Genomic DNA, 17,798 nt, shown 5'->3' with positions numbered 1-17,798 from the left:
TCTGGTGCGCCGACTTCAAGGGCGAGTTCCGGCTCGGCGACGGCCGCTACTGTTACCCGCTCACGGTCACCGATCAGACCTCGCGCTACCTGCTTGCCTGCGAAGCGCTTGAATCGGATTTGTTGACCGCCACGGCGGTTTTGTTGAGTGTGGTAAAGAGCTTTCGTGTCCGTCTCCGCCCGGCGTCTGTAAGCTTATGCGATACGAAGATGACGGTGACGCGCTCGTCACCGAGTGAGGCCTTCACAGGCACGGCCTGCTTGATGCCGGCGAGGCGATGCTGACCGTCCAGCGCGAATAGTGTCTCGGTTCCCGAAAGGTGAAGATAGCCGAATGCCGACCGCGCCCATTCAGCGACTTCCTTTGGCTCTCTTGATGTGCGGGCTCCAGCTGCCGGGTTGACCTCGAACTCCATCCATTCCGGATCTCCGCCATATACGGCGACCACCAGCGCGTTAAAGAAATGGTCTCCTTCGTTGACAAGATACTTTCCAATCTCTGACGCTCGCCCTTTGGTGAGGGCGCGTTGGATGAGGTCAGATAGCTGGCGACCCGGACGCACCTCATTGATTTCGCTCGCGTAGCGAATGCGTTCGGCAGCGTCCCGTAGGCGCATGACGGTTGTGTAATACTGCCAATCGCCCAGTTGGGCGGAAAGGGCAGGCAAATGAATCGGTGTCATGCTCATGAGAATGCTCGCCTCGTGTCGCGGGTACTGGCGCTGTAATCTTTCACATTGCCCTCGGGCCAAAGAGCTGAGATCAAGTTAGACTCTAGCGCCTTAAGGTAGATCACCTTCGGATCGAGTTCACAGTAGTAGAAACGAACGTAGTTCTGGTAGCGATAGAGGTATGTCCCAACCTTCTTCCTGATATTTTTATCAAGCTCATCGAGGTATTCTTTGTATCTTCGCCAGAGTGTTCTGGCAGCCGACCCTGTCGCACCAACCTCGCCAACATAGAAAAGCCAAGAACTCGGCGGAAAGTCCATATGCGGCGGCTGTACCGCGAATGCGTACAGTCCTGGCTTTTTAGGCACCTGCTTCCTTGAGCTATGCTTAAAATCCACGTGCGTCCAAGTCAGTGTGATTGTCGATTTGTAGCTGTTCCACGATTCTGGATGAAGAACGAATGGCTCGGTAAAAATCTTAATCTCATTTACCGAAGCGGCATGCGTGGCGGCATCGACCTTTCGGCTAGGTTTACTCGGCGTGCTCATGCAAATGCGTTCATTTCTGATGGGAGCCTTTTCCTTCGTGAAACGACAGTCGAGTCCTCTCAGAGACACTCTGACGGCTCATAGACCCTATTCTCGTGCTGAAACATTTGTCCTTCGTCCGACATTTTAGATTCCTCTGGTGCAGGTGATATCTCAGATGAACCGCATCGTTTGAGTTGTAAGAAGCGTCTCCACCTTATGCAATTCTTTTGTCGTGCCGGAACAATCTCAAATCGTGTTTCAGCTGCGGCAGGTAGAAATGCACTTCACATAGCATTCCGACTCGCGAGCGAGCGAAACCTGATGATCATCGTCAAGAACCCAGAGTTCACGCACCGGTTCTCCTTACTGATAAAATCGATCGACGGAAATTCGGTCTCTCGTACGACTGTCCGGCACACAATCCGCAGGCCTTTACTTGTAAAGAATTACCTCTTGAGGCCAAAAATGGAGGTATCGGCGACACGAATCCCCTCGGCGCGGGTCAGTAAGATTGCCGTTCTGGAATGACCCCTCGCACACCACCGCGCGGATTGGCCATATCGCCGTCGCGCCTCGGAATGAGGTGGACATGACAGTGGAAGATAGTCTGGCCGGCCGACGCGCCTGCGTTGCTGCCGATGTTGAACCCGCTGATCAAATGATCGGCCGCCCGAAGTTGCTCGATCAGTCGTCCCTGGAGCGCAACGAGCGCATTGATCTCAGGCTGCCAAAGCTCGGTCTGATCTAGCACATGGCGGCGTGGTATCAGAAGCATGTGGCCATTGGTAACTGGGTAGGCGTCCTCAATAGCCACCAAAAGTTCGTTCTCGGCGACGATCCTGGTAGACGGCAAGGTGCAGAATGGACAGCTCTCGTCGCGCCAGTCATAGGCCCCGCGAGCGCTATGGAAGTCGGTGCTGTCGCGATCGAGTTTTTGCGCATTACAAGTGCTGCACAGCGCTTGCAGGTTGGACAGATCGTTGGAACCTCGCTTGGTACGGGGAATGATATGGTCGACCTGCAACGCGCGCTCTTCGTTGCTGATGCCGCAGGCCTCGCATCGTCCGCGAGCTCGTTTTAACACCTCATAGCGGAGCGTTCCCGGGATTGGGTCGAAATTCTGCGCCCGGTGGCGCCAGATCGCGTCCTGTCGATGCGCCACATAATCGGCGAGCTTCGCGTCACAGAGTGCTATGAGCGCAGAGCGCTCCCATTCGTTGAGCGCTTGGATCTTGTCAGTCAGCCGGTAGATTCCCCGGCTATGCTCGATGATCCCGTGACGCTTGAGCGTCTGGGTCGGATAACCCTTAGTGATCTGCTCATAATATTCGAGTTGGCTGAGATCGGCGGCCAGGAAACTCGCGGCGATCTGACGGCGCGTCGCGGCACCCCCACCTGCGAGGATTGTCCGGATCATGAGCGGCTGATATACGTGGCTCATCGACATTGCCTGGCTCAAGAAGGCGTGCAGCCGCTCATATCCTTGGCTGGCCATTTGATCGCGGATAGCGTGCGATCGAGGTAGCTTACCTGCGAGTTGCCGGATAATACTCATGGTTGGCAGATTACATTGTTGGGGGCGTACGTCGAATCAGACTACCGATTCGACCACACGGGGGAATGACGGCCGCGAATGTTATTGACAAATCCGGGACCGGCGTGAGTTTACGCCAACTTCCCACCGATCCACATCTTGCAACTTCAACCAGCAGATTGCTGGATCGCTTCTATGTGCCCGCGCTCAAGCAATCGATCGTCTATGATCGCGGCGTTGGCTTCTTCACCTCACACTGGCTGCGGCTTGCAGCGTCGGGACTGGCCGGCTTGGCCGCCAACGGGGGCCGTGCGCGGATCATTGCCAGCCCCATGCTCGATCGCGCCGATTGCGTGGCGCTTGCCCAAGGTGCCGATGCCCGCACCGATCCGCTGCTAAAGGATGCGCTGGACCGTGTCGTCTCCGATCTCGAACAGGATCTGGCCACAGACACGCTCGCCGCGCTCGCGTGGATGATCGCCGACGGACTTCTCGATTTCCGCATCGCCATTCCAACGGCCGATCTCGACGGTGATTTCCACGATAAGTTCGGAATTCTGCGCGACGTCGAGGGCAATGCGCTCGCCTTCCATGGATCGCCCAACGACAGCGCCCAGGCGTTCCGCAACTATGAATCTATCAGCATCTATTATTCGTGGATCGATCCGCGCGAGGCGAGCCGGGTCACCGCCGAATCAGCGCGGTTCGAGCTCCTATGGTCTAACGGCGATCTTAACCTGCGCGTCTACCCGCTGCCGGATGCGGTCAAGCGCAATCTTATAGCTTTCACGACGCGGCTCCCGCGGCCCTATACGCCGCCGAAGCGCGAATCCGAACAGAATCGCTGGAACCATCAGAAGGAGGCATTAGCGGCCTTTCTGAAGACGCGCAGCGGAATCCTTGAAATGGCGACGGGCACCGGCAAGACGCGGACCGCGCTCTCCATCCTTAATGAGCTTGGCGAGCGCGGCCTGGTCGAGACCACGGTTGTCTCTGCCTATGGAACGGACCTGCTCGACCAATGGCACAAGGAGCTCGTCAAGCACAGTGGCATTCCGGTCTACCGCGCCTATGAGCAGCATCGCGAGGCCCAGGCTTTCCTGAATTCGCCGCAGGGAGCCGTGTTGCTGACCGCGCGGGCCAATCTCGCCGAGGTGCTGCCCCGTCTCGACCCGAGCGTGTTCGCTAAAGCGCTGCTGATCTGCGACGAAGTGCACGGAGTAGGCTCGCCGGCCTTGGTCGCTGCCCTGACGGGCAAACTGCAGCGTTTCGCCTTTCGACTCGGCCTCAGCGCCACGCCGGAGAGGACGTATGATGCCGACGGTAACAACTTCATTGAGAAGGAGATCGGTCCGGTCATCTTCCGCTTCGGTCTCGAGGAGGCGATCCAGGGCGGCATCTTGTGCGAGTTTGATTATGTACCGCTGCCCTATGCACTGTCGGACGAGGACAAGGCAGCAGTGCGCCAAGCAATCAAACGCTATCACGCAAAGGCACGCGGCGGCGATCCCCCGCCCATCGAGGCGCTCTATCGCGACATCGCGAGAGTCAGAAAACTCAGCCAGGAGAAGATCGCCCCCTTCGAGGACTATGTCGAGGGCAACCCCTCGGTGCTCGAGCGGTGCATCATCTTCGTCGAGTCAGCGGAATATGGCGCGCTAATCCAGCCGATCCTTATGCGGATGCGTACTGACTTCCACACTTATTATCAGGATGACGATCGCGAAAATCTGCGCCGTTTCGCCAAGGGCCAGCTGGAATGCTTGCTGACCTGCCATCGCATTTCCGAAGGCATCGACATCCAGTCGGTCAACAATATCGTGCTGTTCGCATCGGCCCGGGCACGCCTCGAAACCGTGCAGCGGCTCGGTCGATGCTTACGGGTCGATCCAGCAAACCCCGACAAGCGCGCGCGCGTCGTGGATTTCGTCGAACACAAGCCCGACGATGTCGACGATCCGACCGGCGAGCTTGGGGCCGATGAAGAGCGCGAGAGCTGGTTCCTTGCTCTATCGTCGCTGCGCCATGATCGTCCCTTGGGGACCGAATCGTCGCAGAAAGGAGCGGGCGCGTGCAGTTAGACCCAGCTATTTCAGAAGCAATGGATGCCGTGCTGGCCGGGCATCCCGACCAGTCGGAGAATTTCCAGCGCCGGTTTCGCAATCTTGTAGAGTTGGTGCTGTCGGGAAACTACCAGGATGCTGACGTCCGTCGCGTGATGGAATTGTTGAGCGTCAGCCTTGAGGTGGACGACTGATGGATGTCCGTCTCACCGGCTGGAAGGCTCGAAATATCCGCGGAGGCCTTCGCGACGTCGATATAAATCTCGGCGACACGCCTTGCCGTTGGACGCTTATCCAGATGCCGAACGGCACTGGCAAGACCACGACGATGGCGCTGCTTCGGGCGACGCTGACCGGCGCCGAAATGTCCGCCAAGCTGGTGCGCGAGTTGCGCGCGGACGACAACGTCGAGACCGGCTCATTCGAAGCTCGCCTGCTCGTCGACGGCAAATCCTATCGCCTTCAAGTCGAGCTCGATTTTAGGGATGGCAGCGCGACCTACTGGACCGTGCAAGAAAAGGAACGTGGCGGCGGACGGGAAGAAGGCCGCAACCTGCCCGCAGAACTGCAGGGGCTATTAAAACCGACGCTGACCGAGCTATTCGTCTTCAACGGCGAGCTCGCGACTGACATCATCGATCTCGACAAGACGGCCGCAGCCCAGGCGATTCGGGCGCTGTATGGCCTCGATACACTTGAATCACTTGCCAAGCGTGTCGACACGCTCGTCGAACTCGAACAGCGGCGCGCCGCCGCCATCACCAGTGCGAAAGAGCGCAAGGGGATCACCCAGCTGCAGAATGCCTATAACGAGGCGAAACGTACTGGCGAGCGGCTCGACCAGCAGCAAAAGGCGGCGTCGACGCGCTTGATCAAACTGGAGCGCGAGCGAACTCGCCTCCAGGAAGAAATCCAGGCACGGATGTCCGAGGATGCAGGTATCAGGGCGCAGATTGAGGTGCTCGACGAACGCCAGCAGGATGTCGACGCTAACGCGGCCGATCTCAGCCTACGCGCCTTAGAGGCACTGCGACGGCCCGCTTTTGTGCACCCGGCCTTGCTGGCGAGACTGCAGCACCTGGGCGGCAAGCTTTACGAACTCAAGCTCCCCGAGACGATTTCGCGCGAGTTCTTCAATGAACTTGCCACGCAGGAGCGCTGTGTGTGCGGACGTCCGATCGGGCATGACGAGCGCGAGGAAATCGTGAGCGGCGCGCAGCGCTATTTGGCTCAGGACCAGATCTCGGTCATCAACCAGATGAAGCTCGCGCTGCGGGAAAGTCAGGGCGACCCCGACGAACTTTCGACAACCGTTACATCGCTACAGAGCCAGCTTGATGAACGCCGGCGGATCAAGGCTGAGCGCGAGCGGCTCGCGTCGGAGAAGATCGCCGAGGGCGACGAAATCCTTAAGAAGCTGCGCGACGAGGTGGTTACGCTTTCTGAGGAGATCAACACACTCTCCAATACGCTTGAGCGCCTGACCACCAAGGACCCCAGCCGTCAGCGTGCGCTCCGCCTTTCCTGGGAGACCAATCATCCACTCTGCGAAATCGAACTTAAGGCGCGCGACACCCGCCTGCAGACGGCGACTCGTACCCGCACCTTCGCTCTCCAGGGCGAGAAGCTGAAGGCAATTGTTCACGCGACCAGCCGGCAGGCGCTCGATATCTTGCGCGAGCGTGTGCGCACCTCGACCAACGACAAGCTTGCGCGAATTTTCGCGACCGAGATGATCGAGGTTTCGCGGATTGGGGGCGGGCTCGAACTACGCACGCCCGGCCTTGGCGCCAAAGGCGGCGCGAGCGAAGGGCAGAAGCTTGCGATTGCCTACGCCTTTCTGACCTCGCTACTCGCCGATGCGCCCTATCGGCTCCCGTTCATCGTCGACAGCCCGGCGGTGTCACTCGACACTGCCAACCGTCGGCAGGTCGGCGATCTGATCCCGGACTTCTTCAACCAGATGATCATGTTCGTGATCTCCAGTGAGCGCGAGGGTTTCGCTGAAGCATTTTACGATCGTTCGGCCGACGTCCGCTATTTAACGGTGACGCCCCTTGGTGGTGGCACCGTCGACATCGCTGAAGGTCTCGAAGCGTTCAAGTCTTTCCATGGCAGGGAGGGTTGAGCATGAGTTTCACGCTCCCTCTCAATGTCCGCGGATTTTTCGGCTTTGAAGGGCAGCGCGCCTTTGCGCGCTCGCGGACCTCCCGACGCGACGCTTCGGTTCGCTTCTTAATGTTCGACGCTTTTTACTGCTGCATGCTACTGGGACTCGATCAGGCTAAGCTTGGCGACGAGAGCCGCCTTGAAGCGACCAATTTCATCGACGGCTATCCCGAGGCGTACAAAGGGCAGGCCGAACTGATCGCCGGACTGCTCGTTGATGCCGAGATTCGCCGACTGAAGATCCAACCTGATGACCGCGACGACATCGAGCGCCAGATGGTGCACCTGCTCGATCTCTCATCGCCCTCGCGGCTCAGTGGAGACGGTGACCAACTGCTCAACCGCTACGCCGTCTCGGGCTTCGATCGACTCAAGGCGGCTATGACCGAATGCGATAATCTCGACGATTTCCTCGTCGGCTATCACCGTATTTGGGCGCAGTTCTGATCTCAAGCAGTGGCGGGGGCCATAATCAATGCACATTAACTCCGGCCAGGTCAGCATCGGGGAGATGCTGTCAAATCGAGGCACGTTTGAGGTTCCGAAGTATCAGCGTAACTATGCTTGGGACGAAAGCCAGATCGCTAGCTTCCTCAAAGATCTTGAGCTGTGCCGAAGCGCACGTGCCGCCGAAGAGCCGCGGCATCACTTCTTTGGTGGGATAGTTACCGCCAGTGCCCCCATCGCCGGCAGCACCCGCCAGAACAACGAGCTGATTGACGGCCAGCAGCGGCTCGCCACATTCATGATGCTGATGGTACAACTCAAGCAAGCCATGCTGCGGCTAGCCCTCGAAGCCCATGCGGCCGGGGACGCGGATGCACACAAATTCCTCACGGGCAAGGCGGCGATCATCGCGGATCGCTATGAGACTTTCAGTGACAGCATTAACATGCGGATCGTGCCCGTGCCGCGCGTCCAGCTCTCGGTGCCGGACCAGCCCTTCTTCGACGCGATATTGCGGGGCACCCACCCACCCGGGCAACGCAAATCGCACGAACTGATTGCGGCGAGTTTCGCAGCCATCGGCCAGCATCTCGCTGGCATTCTTGAAAGGCTCGCGGATTTCGCTGCCAAGGCGCGCGCGCTCGAGACAATCATGCAGATCTTTGAGCAGGATTGGACCGTCATCCACATGGCGGCCACCGATCGCAAGGACGCATACATGCTCTTCCAGGTCTTGAACGACCGCGGCCTCAACCTGACCGAAGGCGAATTACTCCGAGCCAGCACTCTTGAAGCGATCGAGCCGGCGGCGCCGGCCCATCTGATGGAGGCGGTTGAGAAAAGCTGGGACAAGATCCTCAGTGGCCGCAATCTCGACATCCGCAAAGGCCTGCAATGGGTCTATGCATCGCAGGTGGGCGACTGGCCGGGGCGCTCAACCTTGCTTGCCGATCTTACCCGGAACCTTTTTCCGCCGCTTGCATCGGAGGAGCCTCTGACACGCGAACAGGCCAACGATGTCGCGCATTCGGTAGATTCACTGGCGCGGGATTTCGGCATCCTGGAGGTTATCCTCGCCGGGGAATGGCCGATGCCGCAAAATCAGACCATCCGCGCATGGGATAAGGATCGGCTTCGCCTGCTCGTCGTTCACCTGCGCCAGTTCGACTGCCTGCCGCTGCTGATCGCGTCCAGCCTGCTTGCGCCCCAACGCTTTTCCGAAGTGGTGCAAGCGCTCGAACGCTTCTGTTTCCGCTACAGTGTAATCGTCGATGGCCCGCCACTCGAAGCTATTGCCATCTACAACCGTCATGCTGTCGATATCCGACGGGCGCCCGAGGCGTTTCGTCCTGGGGCGCTGATCCGGGATCTGCGCGAGCTCGTCGACCGCCTCGCTCCCGACGAGGTCTTCAGGCCTAGACTAGAGGCGCTGCATTATCCCAGGTCCGACAGCCGTAAGCCGCTCAAGTATTTCCTGATGACACTGGAGCACCATGTCCGTTGGTTCGATGACGGCGCGCAGGGCCGCCCCGATTGCCGCGACCGCACGCGCGTACTCGACTTCGAAAACAGCACTGTCGAGCATATTTATCCCGAACATGCGGCCCACCCTGACGCGCAGCTCGAACCCTTTCTGGATACCTTGGGCAATCTGACCCTTCTTAGCCCGGAGGAAAATGACGCGGCAGGTGACAGGAGCTTCGCCGACAAGAAGCGGTACCTTGCCGAGTCCCACAACACGCTCAATCAGCAGATCGCCGAACAAGACGCCTGGACCGTGGAAGCCGTCGTTCGCCGCCAGGAACGGCTCGTCAGCATGGGGTTGAGCGTGTTTAGGCCGTAGTGGCCACTGCTGCTGGCGACCCCGCGAGCCGGTTGCTCTCAGCGATGATCAACTCTGTCGCGCGCGACATCTCGTCCTCTGTCGTGAACCTGCCCGGCGACACGCGAAATGCTGCGCGAGCCCTTGCAGTATCGCCGAACATTGCGAGCAGTACCGGCGACGTCTCGATCTTTTCAGTGGCGCACGCCGACGAAGCGGAGAAGCTGATCTCCTCGCGCAGACGCCGGATCAGCGCAAGCGGCTCGACCCCGGGGATCGACACTGAGAGATTATTGGCGATCCGCCACTCAGGATCGCCGTTGAATAGGAGACCCGCGATGCCAGCCTCGAACCGTTCACGCATCAGCGCAGTCATCCCGCGCAGACGCTCGGCATCGTCGCGGCCCTGCCGCGCGGCGATTGCCATCGCCTCGCCCATGCCAACGATCGCCGGCGTGTTGAGCGTACCGGGCCGCAGCCCGCGCTCTTGGCCGCCGCCGAAGACGATCGGAGCCACACGCACGCGCGGCCGGCGCGAACGGATGTAGAGTGCGCCGATGCCTTTGGGGCCATAAGCCTTGTGCGCCGAGAGGCTTGCCAGATGTACATTGTCGCGCTCGACATCGAGCAGCCCATAGGCGCCGATCTGCGCGGCATCGCAGTGAAAGAGTATCTCGCGTTCGGCGCAGAGAGCGCCGATTTCGGCGATTGGCTGACGTGTGCCCACCTCATTGTTGGCGGCCATGATCGATACCAGCGCGGTGTCGTCGCAAAGCGAAGCCTTCAGCGTGTCGAGGTCGATCCGGCCCGCTTCGTCGACATCCAGCACGCTGACGCGCCATCCGTCACGCTCAAGTGCCCGGCACGGCTCCAGTACGGCGGGATGCTCGATGGCGCTGGTGACGATGTGTCGCTTAGTCGGATTGGCACGGGCGGTGCCCAATATGGCGAGGTTATTGGCTTCGGTGCAGCCGCTCGTGAAAAGGATCTCGTTCGCTCTTGCGCCGATCGCCGCTGCAACCCGTTCGCGTGCGCCGTCGACCGCCCGCCCGGCGGCATGGCCATGCGCATGCTCGACGCTCGACGCGTTACCAAACAGCTCTTCGAAATAAGGGAGCATCGCCGCCCGCACGCGCGGGTCGACCGGCGTGGTCGCATTGTGATCGAGATAGATCCCGCCGGGCACGCCGCCTCACGCCGCCGGAACGAGCCGCAGGATGTCGACGGGAGCCTTCGCCCGCACCGACAATGTCCCAACGCCGCGATGGATATGGCCGCGCAACCGCGCGAGCAACTCGTCATCCCCGAGCGGGTCGGCCGGAGTTGCGCCTTCCTCGACCCAGCGCAGCAGCGCCGCGAACAGCGCCCCGTATTCGCCAGTCAGAGTATAGGCATTGAACTCGGAGCCCTCTTCGTCGGGTGGGTGAGCGCCACCAAGTGGTCCTTCCTCAAGCGACGTGATCAAAGCGATGCGGCAAAGCAGATTGGGAGTCAGGCCGGTGCGCTGGCGAAGTGAGCGAAGCTTGCTCGTCGCATCGCTCGAGATCTTAAGCTTGCTGTAGTGCACGGCGTCCCTCCGCTGCATGCGCATCGACGCCGAAATAGCCCTGCGTCACGTCGGTCCGGCCGTCCACCTGGTCGAAATCGAGCCGGTAGCTGTGCGAGATGCTGGGCTTAAGCTTAGCAAGCAGCCCTTCGTCGATCTCGGTATCGGTCGACAGCAAGATCACCTGATGCGAGGCGCGCGGGAAATAGCGCTCGACTAGCCTGGCGCGATGCTCGGAATCGAGCCGCGCGAGCGGCGTGTCGATGATCATCGGGAGCGGCCTACCGCTGGTGCGCGCCAGCGCCCAGAGCATCGCGATGGCGTAAATCTGCTTCTCGCCTGCCGAGAGCGACGACTTCGGCATGCCGTTGCGGGTGCGGTCGATCAACGTGATCGTGAAGCTGGCCGGGTCGATCTCGACGTCGGCAACCAGATTTTCTTTGCGTGCAAGATGATTGAAGCAGCGCACGAACTCATTCTTGAGCTGGCCAAGCTTGTGGGTCAGCAGCCGCTCCTCATAATCGGCCAGCGCCTGGCCAGCGCGGGCTGCCAGCGCCGAGCGCAGCTGCGCCTTTTCAGATCCCGCCTGTTCGCTGAGCAGCCGCTTCTGCTCACGCTCGAGCGTCACCAGTTGCCCCTTGACTAGCTTCCATTCCTCCTGTCGTGCCGCAAGCATCGCCTCCGTGGCGCCCAGCCGGCGTTCAGTAAGTTGCAGCTCGTCAAGCAGTAGCCCGGCCGAGGCGCTGTCGGCGCGGCCGAGCGCGGCTTCGAGCGCGCGGGCGCGCTCGCCGAGCCGGTCCATTTCGCAGAGGAGATCGGCGGCACGCGGCCGGACGACTGATTCGACTTCATCGAGGCGTGCGATCGCGGTCGTGCCGTCACCAACCTCGCGGATCGCAGGACAGTCGACAGCGGCGCCAGGCGCGCGAGTCCGTGCGTGCAGGAACGCCTCGAGATCGCTCCAGTGGGCAGTGCCCCATTTGGCCTGGCGCGTGGGGAGCCCCTCGGCGCGCCATTCCCCGATCGCCTCTAGCAGCGATGCTGTCGCGCCGGCGTCGTAGCCGGCACCGGCACCCACCAGCGCCTCACGGAACGCGGCGGTGAGTCTCGGCGCCATCGCGAAGGGCAGTAGCTTGTTAGCGGTGTCGCGCAGTTCATGTTCGGCATGACCTATGGCGCGACGGACCTCGCCGCGCTCGGCTTCGATCTTGTCGCGTTGCACCGCGGCGTCGCCACCTTCCGCAACGAATTGCCGCCGCACCTGCTCGGCCGCCCGCGCCTGCGAATCGCGCTGCGAGACGAGTTCGGCGACTTCATCCCCGAGTGTTGCGGCGCGCCGCTCAGAGACCTGGATATCGCGGTTAACTGCTTCGAGACGCGCCGCCGCGGCGCTGTCGTCGTCTGCCTGATGCCGGGCGATATAGAGGCCGAGGTCGACCCTCAGCCGGCCGACGAGATCAATGCCGAGCAGGCTACGAATGGCGGCGCCCAGTTGCTCGTCGTCGTCGCCGCCCTCGGCGATCTCGCTGATCTTCTCGCCATCGAAGAAAAAGAGCTGCGACACGCCCGGAGGGATCAGCTCTTGGAGAAAGCTGTGCCACTCCTCGCGCGGCACCGACGAGATCATCTCGCCGTCCTTCAGGAGGTCGAGAGTCTCGACGACGCTGCGTGCCCGAACCGCCCATTCGCGGCGGATCTTGTAGCGGTGGATGGTGCCGGCCTCGGCATAGTCGAATTCGAGTGACACCGCGGCGCCTTCGCTCCCCGAGGCCCGGTTCACCCGGTCACGTAGATAGGCGTCATAGTCGGCCTGCGCCACGCGTGCGCCGAGCGCGCGGCGACCGTAGAGAGCGAGGCGGACCGCTTCGAGCAGAGTGGTCTTACCGACACCATTCTTGCCGCCGATCAAGATTACGGGCACGGTAGAGCCGTCCCTGCGCCGCGGTATGAGGTCGAGCGTGGTCGTGCCGGCATAAACACCGAAGTCCTGAAGCGTGACACTGCGGAGGATCACGCCGGCATATCCTTCTCGAAATCGAGTGTCGGCTGCATAGCCAATGCCTCCAATTCCTCGTCACCTTCGACCTCGTCGGCTTGGCGGCCGGCAAGGCGCTCTTCCAGAACCGCGTCGAGATCGCGCCACTCCTGACGAAACAAATCCTCGATCCGCGTGTGCACAGCGTGACGCCGCTTAAGACCGTGCGCCGATCGCTCTACATCGAGCAGCTTGATCACCAGTTCGGTCGGGACATCGCGGCTGCGGCAGACTTCGTCAAGCAGGCGCCCGTCATCGGCGGTGAAGGCGATGCTGTCCTCAACTACCCAGTCGAGATCCCGGCCCAGCGTCTCGCGTACGATCAGCGGCACCGAGTCCGCCCAATCGCCGCGCTCGGCGCGCCAGATACGGCGGATTTCATGGAGCTCGGCGTCGTGCACGAGCAAGGTGTCATCGCCGGGCGGCGCTTCGCGTTGTACCTTGAGCTGGGTCTCCAGCAGCCGCTTGAGCAGCGTCTTGCAGAAATCGAGCGTATAGGGGCCAGGTACCGGTGTGTCCGTGCCGTTGATAAAGGCGACCTGGCCACTGCGCCTCCGGAATTCGCGATAGAGCCTCTTCTTCTCGGGTAGTTGGGTTTCGGCTAGCATGTCGCGGAAATCCAGCAAGGGCTCGAGCCAGTCCTCACCCGAATCGATCATCGCCTCCATCGAGCGATCGCGCTCGACCACCGTGCACACCCAACAGCCGAAGCGCGAATTGCCGCAGCTCGGCGTGGTCGTGTCAACGACGAGCGGGCATTCGCCGGCCTGGGCATTGCGGTACATCGCCACCAAGTCGCGATTGTCGTTGCCCCAAGGGGACGGATGCTGGAGCAGGTAGGTCCACACATCGTCGGTCGAGAAGGGTTCGATCGGCGCGTAGACGAAGGCGTTGGGCAGAGAGGAATGGCGCGACAGCGCCGATCCCTTGATCTTGTGGAACGACATCACCTGCGCACGCGTCGCGCTCTCGGAAGTCCGCACGCCCAGCACCATCACCACCTCGCCGAACTCAGCGACCCGGCCGCGAATGAAGTCATTGGCGGGCTCGATCTTGAGGCGTTCGGTGCACCAGCGGAACCGCCGCGACGGCGCGGGATAGCCACGCCCGATCATATTGACCCAGAAGCTACGATCGACGTTGGGCGTAACCTTCTCGGTCTTGATCGGCAAGCCCTGTTCGGCGGCAGCGCGGCCGATCCGATCGAGGGTCACGTCGATATAGCGCACGATCACCGGCGTTTCGACCAGGGTGTCCGAGCTGATCACATAGATCGGTTTCTGTCGTTGCTCGATGGGTAGGTCCAGAAGGGCGGTCCACACCATCTGTAATGCACAGGTCGAGTCTTTCCCGCCCGAATAGCCGACCACCCAAGGTCGGTTGTCCGATAAATAGACCTCGCGGATTTCCCGATAGCGGTCGGCAAGCCCTGTGCCGTCAAGAGCTGAAACCTTTGCCATTAGCTCGCCGCCCGGAGCTTGGGCATCTCAGCCAGGGAGTAAAGATCCTCGACGCGCTGCGCCTCGGAAGTCAAGGCCATCCCTAGCGTGCGGATAATGACGTTTGTCACCAATGTCACGTTATTCTTGGAGATATTGACCTTGCCGCCGACAAGCGCACGATTGTCCCATAGCGCACGATTGGCGCGCGACCAGTCGATGTCCCTGAGGTGCACGAGCCGCGTCTTCCAGTCCTTAGGATGGGATGCAATCAATTGCGCACCTGCCTTGCCGATTGCTTGGACCGCCACGCCATGGGCGTGGATGCAGTCGCGGCGCAGCTCATAAGTCGACACTTCACGCTTAGCAACCCGTTGCCAGTCAGGCATGTTCGAAATCACGGCCGTCCAAAACTCGATCGCAAGCCGCTTATCCTGTTCGCCGACCTTTCCTGACCGCGATTTTCCGATCAACTCCATCGTGGCCTGATGAACGCTACTCAGTGTGAAAAATTTTGTGGAGCGATTTGAGATACTAGTGCTGTCGTAACACGTGAAGTCTCGGAACAGCGCAACGTCTGCGACCACATCACGAGACAGCGCAGCGAGCGCGTCGCGGTGATTGTAGAGAAGCTTGATTGAGCGAGTGGGCTTCACCGCATGAATGTTGAGGTCCGCAAACATCTGCTGCGACCTCTTCAATCCGCGGTCCGCGAACACGACTACCGAGATTGTCTCGTTGCCGAGCGATGGCCGCTCACGAATTGCTTCCTCGATCGCTGCCCGCCGATGCTGGCCGTCATTAATCAGAATGGTCGCCCCCATGTCGATTCGCAGCTGCCCAACCCTGCGAAGCGGCCCCTCTGCAGCGGCCGGCAAGAACTCGATCTCACCGTCAATCGACGCACACAGCGATGATAGGATGTACTCATTGGCGTTGTTGACAATGTAGCTCGCTATCGCCGGGACTCTGGCCCGGTTCAGCACGCGCTGCGCGCGAACCGTGGCAGGCATTGCCTCATCTTCGAATTTGAAAAGGCGGGGCACTATCTTCAGTGGCACCATAATGACGTAGTAAGCACTGCCCGCTTGGACGCCACGGATTGCCGTGAAGTCGTGGCTGTCACCGTCCATATCCGGCTCCTTCGCTTGTTGCCGAAGGATGCCCTCATCGGGTTTGGAAGTCAATTGTTAGCGATTGGAAGTTTATTCCACGAACGCCGCCGAAAGCCGCAAATTATGACCGTGAGAGACCCCGGACTAGCTCTGCCGCCGTCCATGTCTCTAGAGGTATCAACGTCTCTCAAAATCAGCGTTGCGATGGATGGTTTCGGTTTGGCAACTGACCATACTTCTTTCAGTGCTCCTCCGCCTGTGTGTGCGTTGCCAGTATCCACGATATCCCCACAGAAAGCTTCCTCCCTGACAGCTTTTGAACTATTTGTTCCTCTGAAGTGACGTAAGAACATTTCGATGGGTTGGCGGTGACAGGGGCAATGGACAGCACGCAAAATAGCCGTGTAAACGGCTTCGTATTTCTGTACCGAGAGGCGAAGCGGCGGTTCCTGAAGCCGATAGGTCAAGTGAATTTCTGGACGTACCTTGTCCTGGCAATCTTCTTGCTGGGCGGTCTCCCCATCTACATCGAATGGTTTCGCATGAACAATGGGGCTACGCACGATGCCGACGGCATCAAACTCGCACTCTTCACAGTTTTCCCCGCAATTATGGGCGCTTCGGCTGTGCAACTGGTGCTGGACAAGGACAACTCACCGATCAGGATGGCTGGTCTGAGTTCACTCGTGGTTTGTTTTGTGGTGACCCTCGCGCTTATCACAAATATTTTTAGCATCCCAGACAAATGGTCGATAATTACCGGAGTCGTTTTTTGCTTGCTTGCTGTATTTACGTGGTGGGTAGCTAACGGGCTCGACCCTATATTCGAAGACACAATTCGTCCGGACGACTCCGTGGGCGGCGACGTGAAAGCAAAGCTCGACGGCGACCTCAGCGGCATCAAGGCTTAGGAGCGGAGCGATGACAACCTACCCCTTAATCGTACCCGCGCTGCGTGTTGATCAGCCGATGGGCGCCTTCTTCGCTACCGTCCTGACGGCTCGTACGCTTCTTGAAGTCGCCTTCAGTGACCTCCTTGTGGCCGAACGGCGACCCGGCACCGACACTTACGAGGTGGACGGTACGCAACGGCTCCAGCAGCCAAGGAGGCTCGAGGCAATTGCGGAATATATCGGTCGCTCGGATTCGGCCTTCCCGAACTCGATTATCCTGGCTGCCAACTACCGTCCCGACGGTTACATCGAAGGTGATCCCGAGGACGAAAACAACGAAGCCGAGCAGGAAGCCAAGAGGTGGCGTGTGGACGAGGGGCCGGATGGGTGTTTGCGCCTGACGATCCCATCTGCGGATAAGCTCGCTGCTGTGATCGACGGGCAACATCGGTTGTTCTCGTTTGCCCGTTCGACTAGCGAGCGGAGGGACGCGGAGCTGCTTTGCGCCGTGTACCTCGACCTTCCCAAGCCCATCCAGGCGCAATTGTTCGCGACCATCAACTCCACGCAGAAACCGGTCGACAAGAGCCTGACGTACGAACTCTTCGGGTACAATGTCGAGGACGAACCGTCATCATTCTGGAGCCCCGACAAGCTCGCGGTATTTCTGACGCGCCGATTGGGGGCAGACTCTGCATCGCCTTTGAAGGACAGGATCGTAGTCGCACCAGAGAATGACTTCGCCTCTGTCAAAGCCCTTGCGGGCGCCCCTTGGAAGGTCTCAACGGCTGTCATCGTCCAAGGGATACTGCGGTTGATATCCACGAACCCAAAGCGCGATTCCAATCTGTTGCTGACGCCACGCAGGGAGCGCCGCAGCCTTATTGAATCGCGAACGGACAAGTCACCCCTTCGCACCCTGTATGTCGAAGGTAATGACCTTCTGGTTTATAAAATCGTCCTCAATTACGTCATCGCCGCCGACAATCTGTTTTGGAGACCGGCCACTCCGGACTCTTTCATCAGAAAGACGGTCGGGATTCAGGCACTATTTGATATCCTGCGGCTAATAGTGGCAGAAGCGTATGAGGCGAAGGATGTTTCGGTGGAGGCTTTTGAGAACCGTCTGCGTCCGGCTGCGGCTGTCAACTTCGCCGTGGACAGGTTCAAGAACGCGTCTGGCTCCGGGCGCAGCTTTATCCGCAAAGTGCTGGCTGCAAATCTTGGTCTGCCGGCAGAGCTGACAGACGAGGATCGCCGGGCTTTTGTGACTTGAGGCTGGGCGGGCGAACAATACTATCCAGCTCGTTTTTGTGTGCGCATCGCGGGTAGGCGATTGTGGTTCCAGACAGGAATCGAACCTGTGACCTACAGATTAGGAACCTGCGTCTAAGCAGTTCGCGCTTTTTTCCGAGCCTATAGCGAGCCTAGTAAGAATCTAGTTGTCGGTAACCCATTTGAGCGACCCGAGACATAGGTGACGATTTGTACCGGACACATGGGTAACACTTTTGGCTTTTGGCCGGAGGTGTTGA

Annotated in this window: 15 protein-coding genes and 1 pseudogene; 8 read left to right on the top strand and 8 right to left on the bottom strand. The window is 59.9% G+C overall.

Going from position 1 to position 17,798, the window contains the following annotated elements; genetic code table 11:
- A pseudogene (locus FJ930_RS30685) lies at positions 1 to 116 on the top strand (IS481 family transposase); the annotation flags it as partial.
- On the opposite strand, the gene FJ930_RS29460 reads toward FJ930_RS30685, so the two are convergent.
- The 3 genes from FJ930_RS29460 to FJ930_RS29450 form a co-directional block, all read right to left on the bottom strand.
- Positions 86 to 616 carry a DNA sulfur modification protein DndB gene (locus FJ930_RS29460; RefSeq protein WP_246677095.1) on the bottom strand — a complete coding sequence of 177 codons (531 nt, stop codon included), beginning with the start codon at positions 614 to 616 and terminating at the stop codon, positions 86 to 88. The pseudogene FJ930_RS30685 and the gene FJ930_RS29460 sit on opposite strands and share 31 nt — an antisense overlap.
- A 68-nt stretch (positions 617 to 684) precedes the next feature.
- On the bottom strand, positions 685 to 1,218 hold the full coding sequence (locus FJ930_RS29455) for a hypothetical protein (protein ID WP_141841111.1): 534 nt from the start codon (positions 1,216 to 1,218) through the stop codon (positions 685 to 687).
- Between the two features lie 484 nt (positions 1,219 to 1,702).
- Positions 1,703 to 2,641 carry an HIT domain-containing protein gene (locus FJ930_RS29450; RefSeq protein WP_210245392.1) on the bottom strand — a complete coding sequence of 313 codons (939 nt, stop codon included), beginning with the start codon at positions 2,639 to 2,641 and terminating at the stop codon, positions 1,703 to 1,705.
- 179 nt (positions 2,642 to 2,820) lie between these two features.
- Between FJ930_RS29450 and FJ930_RS29445 the strand changes: the two genes are divergently transcribed.
- Genes FJ930_RS29445 through FJ930_RS29425 form a run of 5 tightly spaced genes read left to right on the top strand, consistent with a single transcriptional unit; the run spans position 2,821 to position 9,256 of the window.
- Positions 2,821 to 4,815, top strand: coding sequence for a DEAD/DEAH box helicase family protein (locus tag FJ930_RS29445; protein WP_246677094.1), 1,995 nt, complete (start codon positions 2,821 to 2,823; stop codon positions 4,813 to 4,815).
- Positions 4,806 to 4,991, top strand: coding sequence for a hypothetical protein (locus FJ930_RS29440; RefSeq protein ID WP_141841110.1), 186 nt, complete (start codon positions 4,806 to 4,808; stop codon positions 4,989 to 4,991). The genes FJ930_RS29445 and FJ930_RS29440 overlap by 10 nt, the downstream gene beginning before the upstream one ends.
- Complete coding sequence (locus FJ930_RS29435) at positions 4,991 to 6,925, top strand: AAA family ATPase (RefSeq protein WP_141841109.1); 1,935 nt, start codon at positions 4,991 to 4,993, stop codon at positions 6,923 to 6,925. The genes FJ930_RS29440 and FJ930_RS29435 overlap by 1 nt, the downstream gene beginning before the upstream one ends.
- A 2-nt stretch (positions 6,926 to 6,927) precedes the next feature.
- A complete protein-coding gene (locus FJ930_RS29430) occupies positions 6,928 to 7,413 on the top strand; it encodes a hypothetical protein (RefSeq protein ID WP_141841108.1) in 486 nt (161 codons plus the stop codon).
- 28 nt (positions 7,414 to 7,441) lie between these two features.
- The gene (locus FJ930_RS29425; RefSeq protein WP_141841107.1) at positions 7,442 to 9,256 is read left to right on the top strand and encodes a DUF262 domain-containing HNH endonuclease family protein; all 1,815 of its coding nucleotides are present in this window, start codon (positions 7,442 to 7,444) and stop codon (positions 9,254 to 9,256) included.
- On the opposite strand, the gene FJ930_RS29420 is transcribed toward FJ930_RS29425, so the two are convergent.
- The 5 genes from FJ930_RS29420 to dndB are packed head-to-tail and all read right to left on the bottom strand — an operon-like array spanning position 9,246 to position 15,388.
- Positions 9,246 to 10,421: an aminotransferase class V-fold PLP-dependent enzyme gene (locus FJ930_RS29420; RefSeq protein WP_141841106.1), complete on the bottom strand. Its 1,176-nt coding sequence runs from the start codon at positions 10,419 to 10,421 to the stop codon at positions 9,246 to 9,248. The two genes, FJ930_RS29425 and FJ930_RS29420, sit on opposite strands and share 11 nt — an antisense overlap.
- A 6-nt stretch (positions 10,422 to 10,427) precedes the next feature.
- Positions 10,428 to 10,802, bottom strand: coding sequence for a DNA sulfur modification protein DndE (gene dndE / locus FJ930_RS29415; protein ID WP_141841105.1), 375 nt, complete (start codon positions 10,800 to 10,802; stop codon positions 10,428 to 10,430).
- Positions 10,783 to 12,795 (bottom strand): DNA sulfur modification protein DndD, encoded by a 2,013-nt coding sequence (gene dndD, locus FJ930_RS29410; RefSeq protein ID WP_141841104.1) that lies wholly within the window; start codon positions 12,793 to 12,795, stop codon positions 10,783 to 10,785. Before dndD ends, dndE begins: the two co-directional genes overlap by 20 nt.
- Positions 12,792 to 14,276, bottom strand: a complete 1,485-nt coding sequence (dndC, locus tag FJ930_RS29405) for a DNA phosphorothioation system sulfurtransferase DndC (RefSeq protein ID WP_141841103.1) — start codon at positions 14,274 to 14,276, stop codon at positions 12,792 to 12,794. Before dndC ends, dndD begins: the two co-directional genes overlap by 4 nt.
- The gene (dndB, locus tag FJ930_RS29400) at positions 14,276 to 15,388 is read right to left on the bottom strand and encodes a DNA sulfur modification protein DndB (RefSeq protein WP_141841102.1); all 1,113 of its coding nucleotides are present in this window, start codon (positions 15,386 to 15,388) and stop codon (positions 14,276 to 14,278) included. The genes dndC and dndB overlap by 1 nt, the downstream gene beginning before the upstream one ends.
- A 362-nt stretch (positions 15,389 to 15,750) precedes the next feature.
- Here dndB and FJ930_RS29395 point away from each other — a divergent pair, with 362 nt between their 5' ends.
- Entirely contained in the window at positions 15,751 to 16,281 is a 531-nt protein-coding gene (locus FJ930_RS29395; RefSeq protein WP_141841101.1) for a hypothetical protein, read from the top strand.
- Between the two features lie 10 nt (positions 16,282 to 16,291).
- Positions 16,292 to 17,539: a DNA phosphorothioation-associated DGQHR protein 1 gene (locus FJ930_RS29390; protein ID WP_141841100.1), complete on the top strand. Its 1,248-nt coding sequence runs from the start codon at positions 16,292 to 16,294 to the stop codon at positions 17,537 to 17,539.
- Positions 17,540 to 17,798 lie beyond the last annotated feature (259 nt).

The organism is Mesorhizobium sp. B2-4-15 (assembly GCF_006658505.1).
GTDB lineage: Bacteria > Pseudomonadota > Alphaproteobacteria > Rhizobiales > Rhizobiaceae > Mesorhizobium.
Note: the sequence above shows the minus strand (reverse complement) of the source record. Positions and strands in the feature narration are given on the sequence as shown.

Excerpts from the sequence above, each read along its gene's own strand:
- FJ930_RS29460 (WP_246677095.1), bottom strand. The coding sequence starts at position 616 with ATGCGCCTACGGGACGCTGCCGAACGCATTCGCTACGCGAGCGAAATC.
- FJ930_RS29455 (WP_141841111.1), bottom strand. The coding sequence starts at position 1,218 with ATGAGCACGCCGAGTAAACCTAGCCGAAAGGTCGATGCCGCCACGCAT.
- FJ930_RS29450 (WP_210245392.1), bottom strand. The coding sequence starts at position 2,641 with ATGAGCCACGTATATCAGCCGCTCATGATCCGGACAATCCTCGCAGGT.
- FJ930_RS29445 (WP_246677094.1), top strand. The coding sequence starts at position 2,821 with ATGACGGCCGCGAATGTTATTGACAAATCCGGGACCGGCGTGAGTTTA.
- FJ930_RS29435 (WP_141841109.1), top strand. The coding sequence starts at position 4,991 with ATGGATGTCCGTCTCACCGGCTGGAAGGCTCGAAATATCCGCGGAGGC.
- FJ930_RS29430 (WP_141841108.1), top strand. The coding sequence starts at position 6,928 with ATGAGTTTCACGCTCCCTCTCAATGTCCGCGGATTTTTCGGCTTTGAA.
- FJ930_RS29425 (WP_141841107.1), top strand. The coding sequence starts at position 7,442 with ATGCACATTAACTCCGGCCAGGTCAGCATCGGGGAGATGCTGTCAAAT.
- dndC (WP_141841103.1), bottom strand. The coding sequence starts at position 14,276 with ATGGCAAAGGTTTCAGCTCTTGACGGCACAGGGCTTGCCGACCGCTAT.
- dndB (WP_141841102.1), bottom strand. The coding sequence starts at position 15,388 with ATGGACGGTGACAGCCACGACTTCACGGCAATCCGTGGCGTCCAAGCG.
- FJ930_RS29395 (WP_141841101.1), top strand. The coding sequence starts at position 15,751 with ATGGACAGCACGCAAAATAGCCGTGTAAACGGCTTCGTATTTCTGTAC.
- FJ930_RS29390 (WP_141841100.1), top strand. The coding sequence starts at position 16,292 with ATGACAACCTACCCCTTAATCGTACCCGCGCTGCGTGTTGATCAGCCG.